This is a genomic window from Streptomyces sp. NPDC021080 (assembly GCF_044333225.1).
Classification (GTDB): Bacteria; Actinomycetota; Actinomycetes; order Streptomycetales; family Streptomycetaceae; genus Streptomyces.
The window spans coordinates 259913-275569 of sequence record NZ_JBIRQM010000011.1 but is presented as its reverse complement, the minus strand read 5'-3'; the positions used below and the strand labels follow the sequence as shown (position 1 = coordinate 275569).

Genomic DNA, 15657 nt, shown 5'->3' with positions numbered 1-15657 from the left:
CCCTGCAGGCAAGGGAGTCGGCGCCCGCGGCGAGAGCGGAGGCCGGACGGGGCGATGCCCTCCGCGGAGCTTCCGTGCCATGATCGGCGCATGATCGCGACGAACCGGCGACGGGCCGGCGCAGCGGCCCCCGCCGGACCTTCGGCCCGGCGCGAAGTCCCCACCGTCTCCTTACCCGGGCGCGGGGCTCCTTCCCGTGCCGCCGTCCGCCGGGGTGCGTGGGTGCGCCCGGTCCTGATCCTGTGCCTGGTCGCGACGGCCACCGGCGGGTGCGGGCTGTCCGCGGAGATCGACCGTGAGCGCGACCCCGGGCGGACCTCCGTCCCGGACCCCGTCCCGAGTGTCGTCGGGACCGACGCCGCTCACCTGCCGGACCCGTCCAGGACCTCCGACGACGGTTCACTCGTCATCGAGGTGCCCGTGCCGTCGAGGACCGCGCCGACGCGGCGGGGCCGTGACTGCCCGCCGTCCGGCCTGCGCCTGGACACCGGTCCCGTCGACGCGGCGATGGGCCTGCGCGGTATGACGCTGACCCTCACCGACTGCGGCGAGCGGCCGTACAAGGTGAACGGCTACCCCGCCGTCCTCCACGTGCTCGACCGGGACGGTGCCCCGATCACGGGTGTGCACGGCATGGCCGGGACGGGTGAGGTGCCCATGGCGCCCGCCGACCCGGGTCCCGAGCCCTTCACCCTCCACCCGGGCGAGAGCGCGCGGGCGGCCCTGTACTGGCGGATGGCGGCCCAGGACGGCGTATATCTGCGCATGGCGCCGCAGAAGGGGCAGAAGGCCGTCACCCTGCGGCTGCCGGACCCCCTCGACATCGGTCCCGAGAACACGCTGGGGACGACGGCCTGGGCGCCCGTGTCCGGGCGGGTGCCATAGTCGGGACCGAGGCCGATCGCTCCGTACCGTGAGGTGGCAGGCATGTTCACGACCCGACCCACCCTCCAGGGCACCTTCGGCATGGTGTCCTCCACCCACTGGCTCGCCTCGCAGTCCGCGATGGCCGTCCTGGAGGACGGCGGCAACGCCTACGACGCCGCCGTCGCGGCCGGTTTCGTCCTGCACGTCGTGGAACCCCACCTCAACGGACCCGCGGGCGAGGTCCCGATCGTCCTGGCCCCCGCGGACGGGCCCGTGCGGGTGCTGTGCGGACAGGGCGTCGCGCCCGCCGGAGCGACGATCGCCCACTACAGGGGACTCGGTCTGGAACTCGTGCCCGGGACGGGCCCCCTCGCCGCCGCCGTGCCCGGCGCGTTCGACGCGTGGATGCTGCTGCTGCGCGACCACGGCACGAAGCCGCTCGCCGACGTCCTGAAGTACGCCGTCGGATACGCCGAGGACGGGCACGCGCCCGTGGAACGCGTCGGCGAGACGGTGGACTCCGTACGAGCGCTCTTCGAGACGGAGTGGACCTCGTCGGCCCAGGTGTACCTGCCGGGCGGCAGGGCACCCCGCCCCGGCGAGCTGTTCCGCAATCCGGCCCTCGCCGCGACCTGGCGACGGCTGCTCGACGAGGTCCGCGGCGCGGGGGACCGGGTGGCCGAGATCGACGCGGCACGGGAGGTGTGGCGCTCCGGATTCATCGCCGAGGCCCTGGTCCGACAGGCCGGGCGGCCCACCATGGACACCAGCGGCGAGCGCCGCACCGGCACTCTGACGGCAGCGGACCTGGCCGGCTGGTCCGCGTCCTACGAGGCGCCGGCGACGTACGACTGGCGGGGCTGGACGCTGTGCAAGGCGGGCCCCTGGAGCCAGGGTCCGGTCCTCCTCCAGCAACTGGCGCTGCTCCCGTCCGAACTGCCCCGGTACGGTTCCGCCGAGTACGTCCATCTGCTCGTCGAGGGCAGCAAGCTCGCCATGGCCGACCGGGAGGCCTGGTACGGCGACGCGGCCGAGGTACCGCTCGGCGACCTGCTGTCGGAGCCCTACAACGCAGCCCGGCGGGAGCTCGTCGGGGACCAGGCGTCGTACGAACTGCGTCCGGGCAGTCCGGGCGGCCGGAAGCCGCGGCTGAGCGGGCACGCGCGCGTGGTGGCCGCCGGGGAACCCGGCTTCGACGCGCTCGCGGTGCCGGGCGCCGGTGAGCCCACCACGGCCCGCGCCACCGCGGAACCCGAGCCGGCGCCCGACGGAGGCACCCGGGGCGACACCTGCCACCTGGACGTCGTCGACCGCTGGGGCAACATGGTCGCCGCCACTCCCAGCGGCGGCTGGCTCCAGTCCAACCCGGTCGTCCCCGAACTGGGATTCCCGCTCGGCACCCGGCTCCAGATGGCCTGGCTGGAGGAGGGACTGCCCAATTCCCTGGCCCCGGGCCGCCGGCCGCGCACCACGCTGACGCCCTCCGTGGCGCTGCGCGACGGGGTGCCGGTCATGGCGTTCGGCACCCCCGGCGGCGACCAGCAGGACCAGTGGCAGACACACTTCTTCCTGTCCGTGGCGCTGCGCCCGCGGGTGCGCGGCGGACTCGATCTCCAGGGCGCGATCGACGCCCCGAACTGGCACAACGACAGCTTTCCCGGCTCCTTCTACCCGCGCGGCATGCGTCCGGGCAGCCTCACCGTCGAGTCCCGCATGGACGCGGAGGTCGTGGAGGACCTGCGCCGACGCGGTCACGACGTCACGGTCGCCGAGGCCTGGTCCGAGGGGCGGCTGTGCGCGGTGGCCCGCGATCCGAGGACCGGCATTCTGTCGGCGGGTGCCAATCCGCGGGGGATGCAGGGGTACGCGGTCGGACGCTGAGGCCCGTGCGGACGCCGAGGCCCGTACGGGCACCGGCGCCCGTCCGCGCAGGCGCCGCCTGTCCCGGACTCGTACCCGTGATCGTCCCGCCCCGGGAATTCATGGGGATTCCACCCCGAATACCCCGGAGGGGTGAGGATTGTCAGTGGCGCGTGCTGTGATGGAGCCATGATCGAAGACATCGAAACCATCGACGAGTTTCTCGCACACCGCGCGTCCGACGTGGAACACGCTATCCGCAGGGCCGCCGCCGCCGAGATCATGCCCCGGTTCCGGCAGCTCTCCGCCGCCGAGATCGACCAGAAGTCCGGCCCGCACGACCTCGTGACGGACGCGGACCGCCTGGCCGAGAAGTACCTCACCGAGGCGCTCACGGCGCTGCTGCCCGGTTCGGTCGTGGTCGGCGAGGAGGCGGTGCACGCCGACCCGGCCGTCTACGAGAGGATCCAGGGCACTGCGCCCGTCTGGATCGTCGACCCCGTCGACGGCACCCGGCAGTTCGTGCACGGCGACTCCGGGTTCTGCACGCTGGTCGCGCTCGTGCTGGACGGCGTGGTGCGGGCCTCGTGGACGTACGCGCCCGCCCGCGACGAGTTCGCCACCGCGATCCGCGGGCGCGGGGCCGTGCTCGACGGTGTGCCGCTGCGCTCGGGTTCGCCCGAGTCCGGCCGCGACCTCGACATCGCGACCTCCCACCCGGACTACACCACGGACGACCAGAAGCGCGCGCTCCTCGGACTGCGCGTCGAGGGCGTCCTGCCACGCCCGTGCGGTTCGGCCGGCCTGGAGTACCTGGCCATAGCCCGCGGCGAGTTGGACGCCACCGCCTTCTCGTGGGAGGCGAGTTGGGATCACGCGGCGGGGCTGCTGCTGGTCGAGGAGGCGGGCGGCGCCCATCTGACGCTCGGCGGCGAGCCGTTCCGTGTCACCGGGGGCAACGCCCTGCCGTTCACGGCGGCCCGGGACGAGGCCACGGCCCGCCGGGTGATCGCCCTGCTGGCGGCACCGTCCGAGCCGGTGGCGGCCGGCGCCTGAGCGAAGGCTCCACGGGCCGGGACCCGGCCCGGCGGCCGGGGCCCCGGTGCGGGCCGTCTCCTTCCAACGCCCCGTGCCGTCAAGGCTGTCGGTCCTCCGGCATATCCTGATCCTCAGTGGCCGTCGGCTGACGAAGGAGTCCGAAGGTGCCGTCGATGCTCGATGCGGTCGTGGTGGGTGCGGGGCCGAACGGGCTGACGGCTGCCGTGGAGCTGGCCCGCCGGGGCTTCTCGGTGGCCGTGTTCGAGGCCCGCGACACGGTGGGCGGGGGCTCGCGCACCGAAGAGCTGACGCTGCCCGGCTTCCGGCACGACCCGTGCGCGGCGGCGCATCCGCTCGGCGCCAACTCGCCCGCCTTCCGGGCGATGCCCCTGGAGCGGTACGGCCTGGAATGGCTGCACGCGGAGCTGCCGATGGCGCACCCGTTCCTGGACGGCTCGGCGGCGGTGCTCGCCCGGTCCGTGGCCGAGACGGCGGCCTCCTTCGGACCGCGTGACGCGGGCGCGTACCGCAGACTCGTCACGCCGTTCCTGAGCAAGTGGGACACCCTGGCGCACGACTTCATGTCGCTGCCGCTGACCGCGCTGCCCCGGGACCCCGTCACCCTCGCCCGGTTCGGTCTGACCGGGCTGCCGCCGTCGACCTGGCTGATGCGCCGCTTCCGCGACGAGCGGGCCAGAGCCCTGTTCGCCGGCCTCGTGGCCCACGTCATCGCGCCGCTGGAGGGTGTCGCCACGGGCGCCGTCGGTCTGGTCTTCGCACTGGCCGCGCACGCCCGGGGCTGGCCCGTGGCGCGCGGCGGCTCCCAGGCCGTCCCGGACGCGCTCACCGCGTATCTCGAGGACCTCGGCGGCACCGTCCACACCGACTACGAGGTGAAGCGCCTGGACGACCTGCCCCCCGCGCGGGCGTACGTCTTCGACACCTCGCCCAAGGCCCTGGCCCGCATCGCGGGCTTCGGGCGGTACTACGAGGGCTATCGGTACGGGGCGGGCGCCTTCAAGATCGACTACGCGCTGGACGGGCCCGTGCCCTGGACCGCCGAGGAGGCCCGCGTCGCCGGGACGGTCCAGGTCGGGGCGAGCCGGGCGGAGATCGGCACCGCGCTGCGCGCGGCCTCGCGCGAGGGCCGGGCGCCCGACACGCCGTTCCTGATCACGGTGCAGCCGAGTGTCGTGGACCCGTCCCGGGCACCCGAGGGCAAGCAGGTCTTCTGGGCCTACGGCCATGTCCCGAACGGCTGGACCGGAGACCTCACCGACGCGATCGAGCGCCAGCTGGAGCGGTTCGCGCCGGGCTTCCGCGACCGGGTGCTGGCCCGCGCGACCGCCGGGCCGCCCGTCCTCGCGGCCCGCAACGCCAACTACGTGGGCGGCGACATCGCCTGCGGAGCCGCGTCCGGACTCCAGCTCATGCTCCGCCCCAAGCTGTCCCTGTCCCCGTACGGCACGCCGCACCCCGCCGTCTTCCTGTGCTCCTCGGCCACCCCTCCCGGTCCCGGGGTACACGGGATGTCGGGGCACAACGCGGCGAAGGCGGTCTGGAGGAGGCTGAGAGAGTCATGACCACGATCACGCTGGTGCAGGGCGACATCACCCGGCAGAGCGTCGACGCCGTCGTCAACGCGGCGAACTCCTCGCTGCTCGGCGGCGGAGGAGTCGACGGAGCCATTCACCGCCGTGGCGGTCCCGCGATCCTCGCCGAGTGCCGCAAGCTGCGCGCCGGCCACTACGGCAAGGGCCTGCCGACCGGCCGGGCGATCGCCACGACCGCGGGGGACCTCGACGCCCGCTGGGTGATCCACACCGTGGGTCCCCGCTATGCCCGCGAGGACGACCGGTCCGAGCTGCTGGCCTCCTGCTACCGGGAGTCGCTGCGGGTCGCGGACGAGCTCGGCGCCCGTACGGTCGCCTTCCCCGCCGTCTCCGCGGGCATCTACGGCTGGCCGATGGACGACGCGGCACGCATCGCGGTGGAGACCGTCCGGGCCGCCCGGACCGACGTCGAGGAGGTCCGCTTCGTGCTCTTCGACGAACGGGCCTACGACGCGTTCGCCGGGCAGCTGTGACACCGGCCGGGGGCGTCTGAACGGACCAGGGGCCGGCGCTCGCCCTGCCGGCCCCTGGGCGCGGGGGCCGTCCCGGTCACAGGGGCAGTTCGACCACCAGCGGCCGGTGATCCGAGACGGGGGTGCTCGGCGCGTGCGCGCCGGTGGCCGCGCCCGCCTCGATCCCGGAGGCCAGCACATGGTCGAGCTGGACGAGGGGACGGTGGGCGGGATAGGTGGGCGTACGGGCCAGGTCCCGCCAGCCGCGCGGCAGCGGCGGGGTGCCACCGGGACCGGACCGCCTCCCGCCCGTCCGGATCCGGCTGCCGCCCGCCGGGCCGAGGACCGTCCGCGGCAGGGCGCCGGGCAGGTTGAAGTCGCCGAGGAGCACCCGGGGGCCGGGCAGATCGGCGATCCAGGAGCGGACGGCGAGCAACTGGCGGATGTTCCAGCCGGGCACGAACGACAGATGCAGTGCCACCACGGTGAACGGCCCCCGGCTTCCTTCCAGGACGGCGGCGAGCACCGCCCGAGGCTGGTCCCGGGACACGGTGAGCCCGCGGTGTCCGGGCGTCCGCAGCGGCATGGGGACCGGCGCCGGGGCCAGCCGCCGCGCCCTCCAGTGCCGTACGGGCAGCCGGGACAGCAGGGCGATGCCGTGCGAGGGGACACCGTCGCCCGCCTCGGCCTCGCGCGGGCCGTACACCCGCAGGCCCGGCTCGGACGGTTCCGGGACCCAGCCGGCGTCCGCCTTCGCGGTGCCGTGGAACGCCGACGCGTAGCGCCAGTGCGGCGCGCCGGACCCCGCGGCCGCGGCGGACGCCTGGTCCACCTTGCCCGAGCGTTCCTGCAGCCGGTCCACCTCCTGCAGCGCCACCACGTCGGCGTCCAGCGAGGCGACGGCCCGGACGAGCGGCACCTCGGGGCCGTCCGCGGCCCGGACGGAGACAGGTCTGCCGTCCACCAGCGTCCGGCCGTGCAGCACGTTGAACGTCGCGAACCGCACCCGCCCGGAGTGCGGGGGACCGGGGTGAGCCGTCTCGGAAGGTGTCATGAGCGCGACCGTACTCGCCGGGCCCCGCAAACGGTGGCCCGGCTTCCGATGCCTCGTCCTTCCCGGAGGCCGGGCGTCCCGCGGGCCCCGTCCCTCAGGCCGGCGGTGTCACCAGCCCGGCAGTGTTCCGGCCAGCAGGTGCAGCAGGTCGCCCGTGGCGTCGGCGGCGCCCAGCGCGGGCAGGGCACCGAGGGCGAGGACGGCCGCGCCGACGGACCTCATGACGGGCGGCGGAGCTGTCTGCAGGGCCGCGATCCGGCGGGTGACGGCGTGCTCGGAGAAGTGCAGGGCGCATCCCGCGCGGGCGCGCTGGGAGACGAGGGCGGCACGCGCCAGGGCGCGGGCCGTCGTGTTCCGGTCGCCGACCGTGCTCGCCGCCTCCTCGTCGGCCCACCGCTCCAGCAGGAAGGAGACGGTGTCGCGGACCGGGACGAGCAGCGGGTTCGCCGCCGCGGCCAGGGTCGCGGCGGTCGTCAGCGCCGCGTGCCGGTGCCTCAGGTGGGCGCGCTCGTGGGCGAGCAGAACCCGTCGTTCGGCGGGCTCCAGCGCACCGAGCATCGCGGCCGTGACCAGGATCCGGCCCGGTCTGCCGGGGATCGCGAAGGCGTGCGGGGTCGGCGAGGCGGCGACGACGAGCTCGCTGTCCGGTGGGTGCCCCTCGCACAACTTGTGCAGGATGCGGCGGGTCGCCATGTGTGCTCGTGCCACACGAAGAAGCCGGTGGGCGATCACGGCGAGGGCGGCCACCGCCAGCACGGCGACGGTCTCCGGAACGGGCTCGGGCAGCACCCGGCCCTCCTCGCCCGCCTCGGCGATCACCGCGGGTGCCTGGTCGACCAGAGTGGCCGCGAGCAGCAGCAGCGCCCAGGTGGAAGCCGCCGCGGTCAGCGCGGCGGCCGTGACGAGGACGCGGGCCGCCAGGCCGGGCGACACCCTTCTGCCGACCGGTGGGGCGATCGCGGTGAGGAGCAGCGCCAGCACGAGCGGAACGTAGACGTCGATCCTCACGGCCCGTTCCCTCCCAGGAGGTCGCGCAGGGCATCCTCCTCCTGGCGGCTGAGCCCGCTGACGAACTGCTGGAGGGCCGCGATCGGGTCGGGCCCGCGGTCGAGCGCCTCGTGCATGGCCTCGGCGGTCAGCTGCGCCGCGTTCTTCGCGGGGCGGTACGCGCCACGGCGGCCGTCAACGTCCCGCAGCACAAGACCTTTGTCGTACAGACGTTTGAGGATGGTGTGCACCGTGTTGTAGGCGAGTCCGCCGCCGATCTCGGCCTGGATCTCGGCAGGCGTCAGTGCGTCGGCGGTGGCCCACAGGGCGGCGAGGACCTCGCTCTCCAGCTCGCCCGCGCTGCGCCGTTCCGCCCTTCCCTGGGGACCTGTGCCAGCCATGCCCGTCACCTTACCGTGCGTAGTCAAGGCCGGAACGGTGCCGGTCCGGGGCGTGGGCCGGGGGTTGCGCGGGCTCGCGTACCGCCGGTGTCCGTCCCCCGAACGCGCGTCCCGTTCGGCACCTTCTTCCGGTGGGCGGTAGTTTGTCCATGATTTCCCGGCTCATCGCTTCACCCTACGTCTTGTAGGGTGAAGAAACCCTACAGCGTGTAGGGCTGGAGGGTGGACGATGGCCAAGACCCTGAACGTCCCGTTCATCGGCACCCGGCGGCCCCGATCGGCGGACAGGACGGCCCGCGGGCTCCGGCGCCCCGGCGACCTGGGCCTGCTCGCCCTGGTCGCGGCCGCCTTCGTCCTGGCCCAGCTGATCCTCGTGCACCCCGGGACGGGTCTCGGCTGGGACGAGACCGTGTACGTCAGCCAGGTCTCCCCGCACGCCCCGGCGGCGTTCTTCAGCGCGCCACGGGCCCGCGGGGTCCCCCTGCTCGTCGCGCCGGTGGCCTCCTGGTCGTCCTCCACCGCCCTGCTGCGGGTCTACCTCGCCGTGCTCTCGGGACTCGGCCTGTTCGTGGCCCTGAGGGTCTGGCGCGGACTGTTCCCGGTGCGGGTCCTCGCCCTGGCGGGCGCCCTGTTCGCGACGCTGTGGGTGACCCTCTTCTACGGTCCGCAGGCCATGCCCAACTACTGGGTCGCGATCGGCGCCCTGGTCTGCGTCGGATGCTTCCTGCGGGCGCAGGCGGGAGGTCGCGCCCGGGCGGCGCTGTGGGGGACCGGACTGGGCGCCGCGCTGATGGCGTGGATGCGGCCGCCCGACGCGGTCTGGGTGACGCTGCCGCTGCTCGTCCTCGCCGTGGCGGCTCCGCGGTGGCGGCGGGCCCGGCCGTTGCTCGCGCTCGTCGGGGGCCTGCTGGCCGGGGCGGCCGAGTGGATCGTCGAGGCGTACGTCAGCTACGGCGGCCTGGGGCAACGGCTCTCCGACGGTTCGCGCATCCAGGGCGGCCTCGGCTGGAACATCGCGGTCGGCGACCAGATGCGCAGCCTCGGCGGACGCGTGCTGTGCCGGCCCTGCACCGGCGGGATGCCGAACCCCGTGGTGATGGCGTGGTGGTTCGTCCTGCCGCTGGTCGCCGCCCTCGGCCTGGTGATCGCCGTCAGGGCCCGTCGCCCGGTACCCACCCTGCTGCTCCTGGCCTGCGCCACGACGGCCGGGATCCCGTACCTCTTCATGATCGGATACGCGGCCCCGCGCTTCCTGCTGCCGCTCTACGCCCTCGCCGCGATCCCCGTCGCCGACGCCCTCGTCCATCTGGTCACCGCCCGCGGCGGGCGGTGGCGGCCGGTGCTCGTGACGCTGGTGGCCGCCGGTCTCGCCGGGCATCTGGCCGTGCAGTTCGCGGTGCTGCAGGCCACGGTGCGGCGCACCGCCGACAGCCATCACGGCTGGGCGGTCACGGCGGCGGCCCTGCACCGGCTCGGTGTGCGGCCGCCCTGCGCGCTGACCGGTCACGAGTCCGTCCCCATCGCCTTCTACGCGGGCTGTTCCTCCGTGGCGACCGGCGGGCACAACGCCAACGCCACCGCGGCCAGCATCACGCGTTCCGCCCGGCACATGCCGGTCGCCGTCGTCACGGCACCGGGAGCGGCGCCGCCCGGATACGCCCGCGCCTGGGCACCCCATCGCGCCGGTGACGTCGACATCTACGTCTCCCCGGGAGCGGGGAGCCGCACGCCGTGAGACTTCCGCCGAAGACGTCTTCACCGGCGGACCGGGCGCGGGCGGCCCGCCGTGGCCCCGCCGCGGACACCGGCCGGTCCCCGGGCGGCGAACCCGCGGGCGCTCCGACGGAGGGCACGGCCGGGATCCGACCGCCGGGCGGCGTACACGTGTCCGACGCGGTCCCCGGGCCGTCGGCCGTCGGCCCGGGGTCGTCACCGCCCGAACCGGCCTTCGGCCCGAGCGGGCCGTCGTCGCCCGCGGCGGCCGGGGAAGCGGGGAGCACCGTCGGCCGGCGGCTGTCCGCGCGGGACCGGCGGACGGGCCGGCGCGCCGGGCTCTCGCTGCTCGTGCTGGTGTGCGCCGCGCTGCTCGCCCACCGGCACTGGCCGGTGATCGAGGCGGGAGCCGGCCGGCTCGCCCATGCCGACCGGGGCTGGCTGCTGGTGGCGACCGTCGCCACCCTGGCGACCTGGGCGTGCTCCGCCCTCGCCCAGCAGGGCGCCGTGACGGAGGCCCTGCCCGCCGGACGACTGGTGGCGGTCCAGTTCGCGGCCGCCTCCGCCAACCACGTGCTGCCCGCGGGGCTCGGCGCGGGTGCCGTCAATCTGCGCTTCCTGACCCGCTGCGGACTGCCCCTCGCCCGTTCCGCGACGGCGCTCGCCGTCAAGGCCTGCGCCGGAACCGTCGTACGCGGCTGTCTGATCGGCGGGCTCGCCCTGGCCTGCCCCGGGGCGCTGCGTCTGCCCGGGCTGACGGCAAGCGCCTGGACCGTGGCCCTCTGGACGGCCGGCGCGGTGGCCGTCGCCGGTGCTGCGGCTCTGTTCGCCGGACCGCTGCGGCGGGCGCTGCGCTGTGTGCTCCGGGACGTCCGTGCCGTGCACGAAGTGCCCGCGCGGGCCGCCGCGCTGTGGGGCGGCTCGCTCGCCTTCGCCGCGCTGCACACCACCGTGGTGATCGCCGTCGGGCAGGCCGTCGGACTGCCGCTGTCCCCGGCTCGGGTGGCCCTCGTCTACCTCGCCGCGAGCAGCGCCGCCGTGCTGCTGCCGACTCCGGGCGGTCTCGGCTCCCTGGACGCCGCTCTCGCGCTGGCCCTCGCGTTCGCAGGGGCGCCGGGCGACGTGGCGGCGTCCACGGTGCTCGGCTACCGGCTGCTCACCGTATGGCTTCCGCTGATCCCCGGGCTGGTCGCGCTGGGTGTGCTGATCCGCCGCCGGGTGCTGTGAACGGCGCCCCCGGGGGCCCGGCCCGGGGGCGTGCGGCGGTCAGGATGCGTTCAGGCTCGCGCTGACAGCCTCGGGCCCATGACCTAAGAGACAACAGGGACGTCCGGGACTCCCGAGGCGTACGGCCGTGCCGGCGCCCCGGCCGCCGCCGGACACCGCGTGCGCTGGACAAGGTGCCCGAAGTCACCGCGTACTTCTGGATCATCAAGGTGCTGTGCACGACGGTCGGCGAGACCGCCGCGGACCTCCTGAACGAGAACATGGGCATGGGGCTGACCGCTGTCTCGCTGCTGATGAGCGGGCTGCTGGCGGTCGTCCTGGTGATCCAGTTCCGTACGAGGTCCTACCGGGCCGGTGCGTACTGGCTCGCCGTGGCGCTGATCAGCGTCGTGGGGACGCTGATCAGCGACATCCTGACCGACAACCTGGGCGTGCCGCTGGAGACCAGCACCGCCGTTTTCGCCGTCGCCCTCGCCGTGACGTTCTTCGTCTGGTACCGCCGCGAGGGGACGCTGTCCATCCACAGCGTCGACACGCTCTCCCGCGAGGCCTACTACTGGCTGGCGGTGCTGTTCACCTTCGCGCTCGGCACCGCGGCCGGTGACCTGGTCGCCGAGCGCATGGTCCTCGGCTACTGGGTCTCCGCCGTGCTGTTCGCCCTCGAGATCGCCGCGGTCGCCGTCGCGCACTTCGCCCTCGGCCTGAACGCCGTGCTCAGCTTCTGGATCGCGTACGTCCTGACCCGTCCGCTGGGTGCGTCGGTCGGCGACCACCTCTCGCAGCCGACCGGCGACGGAGGCCTGGGCTTCGGCACCGTCGTCACCAGCGTGCTGTTCCTGGCCGTCATCCTCGGGCTGGTCGTCCATCTCTCGATCACCCGGCGCGATGTCACGGACACCGACCGGACCACCCTCCAGGCCGGCTGACTCCTCGGACCGGCCGACTCCTCAGGCGGGCCGAACGGGTCGGGCGGGCCGAACGGGTCGGGCCGCCGCCGGAGGATTCCTTCCGGCGGCGGCCCGCATCGGGTTCCTCACCCCGACGGCAGCCCGACCACGAAGGTCGCACCCGGGGCGCGCGCCTCCTCGTGATGGACCTCGCCGCCGGCGGAGCGGGCCAGGCGTCGCGCGAGCGGCAGACCGAGGCCCGCTCCGCCGTGTCCGTCCCCGGGATCGGCGCGGCGGCCCGGCTGGAAGAGCTGCGGCACGAACGACGCGGGTACGCCCGCTCCGTCGTCCCCGACCTCCACGCGGACTCCGCCGGGCCGCGCGGCGGCCCGGATCTCGACCCGGGCGACGGCGTGCCGCACGGCGTTGTCGAGCAGCGGACTGACGATGCGCTCCAGCAGGGCGTCCGGCACCCCGACGATCAGACCCGCCTCAGGGCCGGTGACGCCGATCTCCACCTCCGGCCGCGCCGGGACGGCACGGTCCGCGAGCCGACGCAGCACGGACACGACCTCCGTGGTGCCCGGCGAGGCGGACGCGCTGTCCCGGGCGTCGTCGAGCAGCGTGTCGCAGATCGTGCGCATGGACCGGGCGGCGTCGGAAATCGCCTCCTGCGTGATCCGGGTCTCCTCCGCGGACCGTGGCCGGGACTGCCACCAGTCGAGCTCGGCGATGATCCGGGCGAGCGGGTTGCGCAGCTCGTGCGACAGCTCCCGGGTGAGCTGCCGTTCATGGCGCAGCAGGGCCCGGATGCGGTCCAGGAGCGCGTCCAGCGACCCGCCCAGCCGGGCGAGTTCGTCGGGCCGGGCGACGCTCCCGAAGCGTTCTTCGGAGGCCACGGCGCTCCACCGGGTGGCCTGGTCGGTCATCGTGCGCACGGGACGCAGGGCCCGCCCCACCGCGAGGCGCGTCAGCGCGTACGTGCAGGCGAGCATGACGGCGTCCAGGGCGAGCGACGCGAACAGCAGGGTGTCGGCCGAACTGCGGTAGGGGGACAGGTCCAGGGCGGTGACGACGGTCGCGCCGCTGCTGCCTCCCGGCACCGGCCGGGCGCACAGCCGGACCGGGCCGTGCGCGCGGGTGGTGACGCAGCGCGTCCCGCCCCGGGCGGCGAGCGCGTCGGCCGCACGGGTGAGCGGGCCCGCGGCGGTGGCCGTCGGCGGTTTCTCCAGGAGCCGACCGCCCGCGTAGATCCACACGTTCGCGTCGAGCAGCTCCTCGCCCGGTGTCTCCAGGAGGCGCACCCGGGCGCCGCTGGTGTCGACTGTCGCCGCGACGGCGGTGCCCCGGGTGTGCAGCTCGTCGTCCGCCTGGTGCTGGAGGCGCTGTCGTACGACGGTGTTGAACGCCACCGTGAGGATCACCATCAGCAGGGTGGCGGTGGTCAGCGCGACCAGCGAGAGCCGGCCCCGGAGGGTTCCCGGAGCCCACCGGGAGGCGCGCGCCCGCCAGGGAACGGCTCGCGCCCCGGAACCCGCTGCGGACCTCGGCCACGCGTTCGAGGCACCCTGGTTCATGACAGGCGGTGTCCGATGCCCCGGGCGGTGGTGACCGTCAGCTCGCTGCCGCCGTCCCGGAGCTTGCGGCGCAGCCGGGTCAGATACTGGTCGAGCGTGTTGTCGCTGACCTGCGCCCCCTCCGGCCAGCCGGCCCGGGTCAGCTCCCGCCGGCCGACGATCGCCCCGGACGCCGCGATGAGGGCCGCCAGCAGGCGGAACTCCGTCGGGGTCAGCGCGACGCGACGGCCCCGCACGGTCAGGCTGTGCGCGACCGGGTCCAGCACCAGGTCGCCCGCGGTGCCGGACGGACCCGGTCCGGCGCGCTTGAGGGCCGCCCGCAGCCGGGCCGCCAGCTCCGTCAGATGGAACGGCTTGGGCAGATAGTCGTCGCCTCCGGCCGCGAAGCCGGCCAGCCGGTCGGTGAGGTGGTGGTGGGCCGTCAGGAAGATCACGGGGGAGAGGAAGCCATTGGCCCGGATCGCCTGGCACACGTCCCGCCCGTCGGCGTCGGGCAGGCCGACGTCGAGAACGGCCGCGTCGATGCCGTCCCCGGCCAGCTGCAGCGCGGTCGCGCCGTCCTGTGCCGGAACGGTGTCGAAGCCCTCGTCCCGCAGCCCGCGCCGCAGGACGTCACGCAGCGCGTGGTCGTCCTCGACGACCAGGATCCGCCGGCGCATACGGCCCGCTCACCCGCTCTTCGCGAGACGGGGAGCGAGGAGCAGGACTCCGAGCCGCGAGGCGGCCAGCGGGTGCCCGGACACGTCGGGCAGCCTGCGCACGAGCGTCGCCGCCGCCATGGCGACCAGGGTGCCGACGAGCACACCGGCCGCGACGTCGTGCGGATAGTGCACCCCCACCCAGACCCGGGAGGCGGCCATCGCGCCGGCGGCCACGACGGCCACGGTGCCGAGACGGCGGGAGACGAAGAGCAGCGCGACGGCCGCCGCGGCCGCGATCGCCGCGTGGTTGCTCGGGAACGACCAGTCGCCGGGGGCCGGGCAGGCCTCCAGCGTCGCCACCCGCAGGCTCTGACAGGGCCGGTCCTCGCGCACCAGCAGCTTCACGCCGAGGTCGATCCCGTACGCCACGAGCACGACGACCGGCACGGCGAGCGCCGCGAGCGCGGCCCGCGGGCTCTCGCGCCGCGCCCGCCACCAGCCCAGCACCATCAGCACGGCGAACAGGCCGAGCCCGTACGTCGACCAGGAGGACACCAGGCTGTCGAACCACGAGGGAGAGTCCGTCGCGAGATCGGTCACGTACCGGTAGGCGGAGCCGTCGATCGAGGATCCGTCGAATGCCAGGATCATCCCTGGACCTCCTCCTCGTTCGCGGCGCCCCGCCGGCGAGAGCGGTACAGCTCGGCGGCGAGGGGGGCCAGGGACACCAGCACGATGACCGCGATGATCGGGAGCAGATAGCGGTCGACGTTCGGGATCGAGGAGCCCAGCGCGTACCCGGCGAGGGTGAGGCCGAGGCTCCAGACGAGGCCGCCGGCCACCTGCCACACGGTGAAGGTCCGCACCGGCACACCCAGGGCGCCGGCCATCGGGTTCAGTACCGTACGCACGACGGGGACGAAGCGGGCCAGCACGATCGCCTTCGCGTGGCCGTACCGCTCCAGGAGTTCCTCGGCCCGGTGCGCGCCCGCTGTCAGCCGGGGGGAGGAACCGCGGCCGAGCAGCGCGCCGCCCGCCTTCCGTCCGATCAGATAACCCGTCTGGGCGCCGAGCAGCGCGCCCGCGGCCGCGGCGATCAGCAGCGGGGGGAGTGACAGCTTCAGGCCGTTCTGTCCCGACCCCGTGCACAGGAGGCCCGCCGTGAACAGCAGCGAGTCACCGGGCAGGAAGAAGCCGATCAGCAGGCCGGTCTCCGCGAACATCACCACGCCCACCCCCAGCACACCGAACGCGGCGAGCAGGGACTGCGCGCTGAGAATATTCACGGCGAGGTCGGACGCTGTGAACAATGGTGCGGCCATCGTCGCGGACCCTCTCAT

General features: G+C 74.7%; 14 protein-coding genes and 1 pseudogene. 8 read left to right on the top strand and 7 right to left on the bottom strand.

From position 1 onward, the window contains the following. Positions 1 to 222 precede the first annotated feature (222 nt). The 5 genes from ACH4S8_RS27320 (at position 223) to ACH4S8_RS27300 (ending at position 5851) form a co-directional block, all read left to right on the top strand. Positions 223 to 885, top strand: coding sequence for a DUF4232 domain-containing protein (locus ACH4S8_RS27320; RefSeq protein WP_398398502.1), 663 nt, complete (start codon positions 223 to 225; stop codon positions 883 to 885). A 42-nt stretch (positions 886 to 927) separates the two neighbouring features. Beyond that, the gene (locus ACH4S8_RS27315) at positions 928 to 2748 is read left to right on the top strand and encodes a gamma-glutamyltransferase family protein (RefSeq protein WP_398398500.1); all 1821 of its coding nucleotides are present in this window, start codon (positions 928 to 930) and stop codon (positions 2746 to 2748) included. Between the two features lie 168 nt (positions 2749 to 2916). After that, positions 2917 to 3783 (top strand): inositol monophosphatase family protein, encoded by an 867-nt coding sequence (locus ACH4S8_RS27310; protein ID WP_398398498.1) that lies wholly within the window; start codon positions 2917 to 2919, stop codon positions 3781 to 3783. Positions 3784 to 3938: 155 nt separating this feature from the next. Then, on the top strand, positions 3939 to 5348 hold the full coding sequence (locus tag ACH4S8_RS27305) for a phytoene desaturase family protein (RefSeq protein ID WP_398398496.1): 1410 nt from the start codon (positions 3939 to 3941) through the stop codon (positions 5346 to 5348). Then, positions 5345 to 5851, top strand: a complete 507-nt coding sequence (locus ACH4S8_RS27300) for an O-acetyl-ADP-ribose deacetylase (protein ID WP_398398494.1) — start codon at positions 5345 to 5347, stop codon at positions 5849 to 5851. The genes ACH4S8_RS27305 and ACH4S8_RS27300 overlap by 4 nt, the downstream gene beginning before the upstream one ends. A gap of 76 nt (positions 5852 to 5927) precedes the next feature. Here the strand turns inward: ACH4S8_RS27300 and ACH4S8_RS27295 are convergent, their stop codons facing one another. The 3 genes from ACH4S8_RS27295 to ACH4S8_RS27285 form a co-directional block, all read right to left on the bottom strand. Beyond that, on the bottom strand, positions 5928 to 6884 hold the full coding sequence (locus tag ACH4S8_RS27295; protein WP_398398492.1) for an endonuclease/exonuclease/phosphatase family protein: 957 nt from the start codon (positions 6882 to 6884) through the stop codon (positions 5928 to 5930). Positions 6885 to 6992: 108 nt separating this feature from the next. After that, positions 6993 to 7892, bottom strand: coding sequence for a M48 family metalloprotease (locus ACH4S8_RS27290; RefSeq protein WP_398398489.1), 900 nt, complete (start codon positions 7890 to 7892; stop codon positions 6993 to 6995). Then, positions 7889 to 8272 carry a BlaI/MecI/CopY family transcriptional regulator gene (locus ACH4S8_RS27285; RefSeq protein WP_398398487.1) on the bottom strand — a complete coding sequence of 128 codons (384 nt, stop codon included), beginning with the start codon at positions 8270 to 8272 and terminating at the stop codon, positions 7889 to 7891. Before ACH4S8_RS27285 ends, ACH4S8_RS27290 begins: the two co-directional genes overlap by 4 nt. A gap of 229 nt (positions 8273 to 8501) precedes the next feature. On the opposite strand from ACH4S8_RS27285, the gene ACH4S8_RS27280 reads away from it, so the two are divergent. The 3 genes and pseudogenes from ACH4S8_RS27280 (at position 8502) to ACH4S8_RS27270 (ending at position 12138) form a co-directional block, all read left to right on the top strand. Then, complete coding sequence (locus ACH4S8_RS27280) at positions 8502 to 10007, top strand: hypothetical protein (RefSeq protein WP_398398485.1); 1506 nt, start codon at positions 8502 to 8504, stop codon at positions 10005 to 10007. Between the two features lie 278 nt (positions 10008 to 10285). Beyond that, a complete protein-coding gene (locus ACH4S8_RS27275) occupies positions 10286 to 11212 on the top strand; it encodes a YbhN family protein (protein WP_398398644.1) in 927 nt (308 codons plus the stop codon). A 159-nt stretch (positions 11213 to 11371) separates the two neighbouring features. Then, a pseudogene (locus tag ACH4S8_RS27270) lies at positions 11372 to 12138 on the top strand (hypothetical protein). A 107-nt stretch (positions 12139 to 12245) separates the two neighbouring features. Here the strand turns inward: ACH4S8_RS27270 and ACH4S8_RS27265 are convergent. The 4 genes from ACH4S8_RS27265 to ACH4S8_RS27250 are packed head-to-tail and all read right to left on the bottom strand — an operon-like array spanning position 12246 to position 15657. Continuing rightward, positions 12246 to 13676, bottom strand: coding sequence for a sensor histidine kinase (locus tag ACH4S8_RS27265; protein ID WP_398398483.1), 1431 nt, complete (start codon positions 13674 to 13676; stop codon positions 12246 to 12248). Further along, positions 13673 to 14335: a response regulator transcription factor gene (locus ACH4S8_RS27260; protein ID WP_398398481.1), complete on the bottom strand. Its 663-nt coding sequence runs from the start codon at positions 14333 to 14335 to the stop codon at positions 13673 to 13675. The genes ACH4S8_RS27265 and ACH4S8_RS27260 overlap by 4 nt, the downstream gene beginning before the upstream one ends. 9 nt (positions 14336 to 14344) lie before the next feature. Continuing rightward, positions 14345 to 14968 carry a phosphatase PAP2 family protein gene (locus tag ACH4S8_RS27255; RefSeq protein WP_398398479.1) on the bottom strand — a complete coding sequence of 208 codons (624 nt, stop codon included), beginning with the start codon at positions 14966 to 14968 and terminating at the stop codon, positions 14345 to 14347. Continuing rightward, positions 14965 to 15657 (bottom strand): DedA family protein, encoded by a 693-nt coding sequence (locus ACH4S8_RS27250; protein ID WP_398398477.1) that lies wholly within the window; start codon positions 15655 to 15657, stop codon positions 14965 to 14967. Before ACH4S8_RS27250 ends, ACH4S8_RS27255 begins: the two co-directional genes overlap by 4 nt.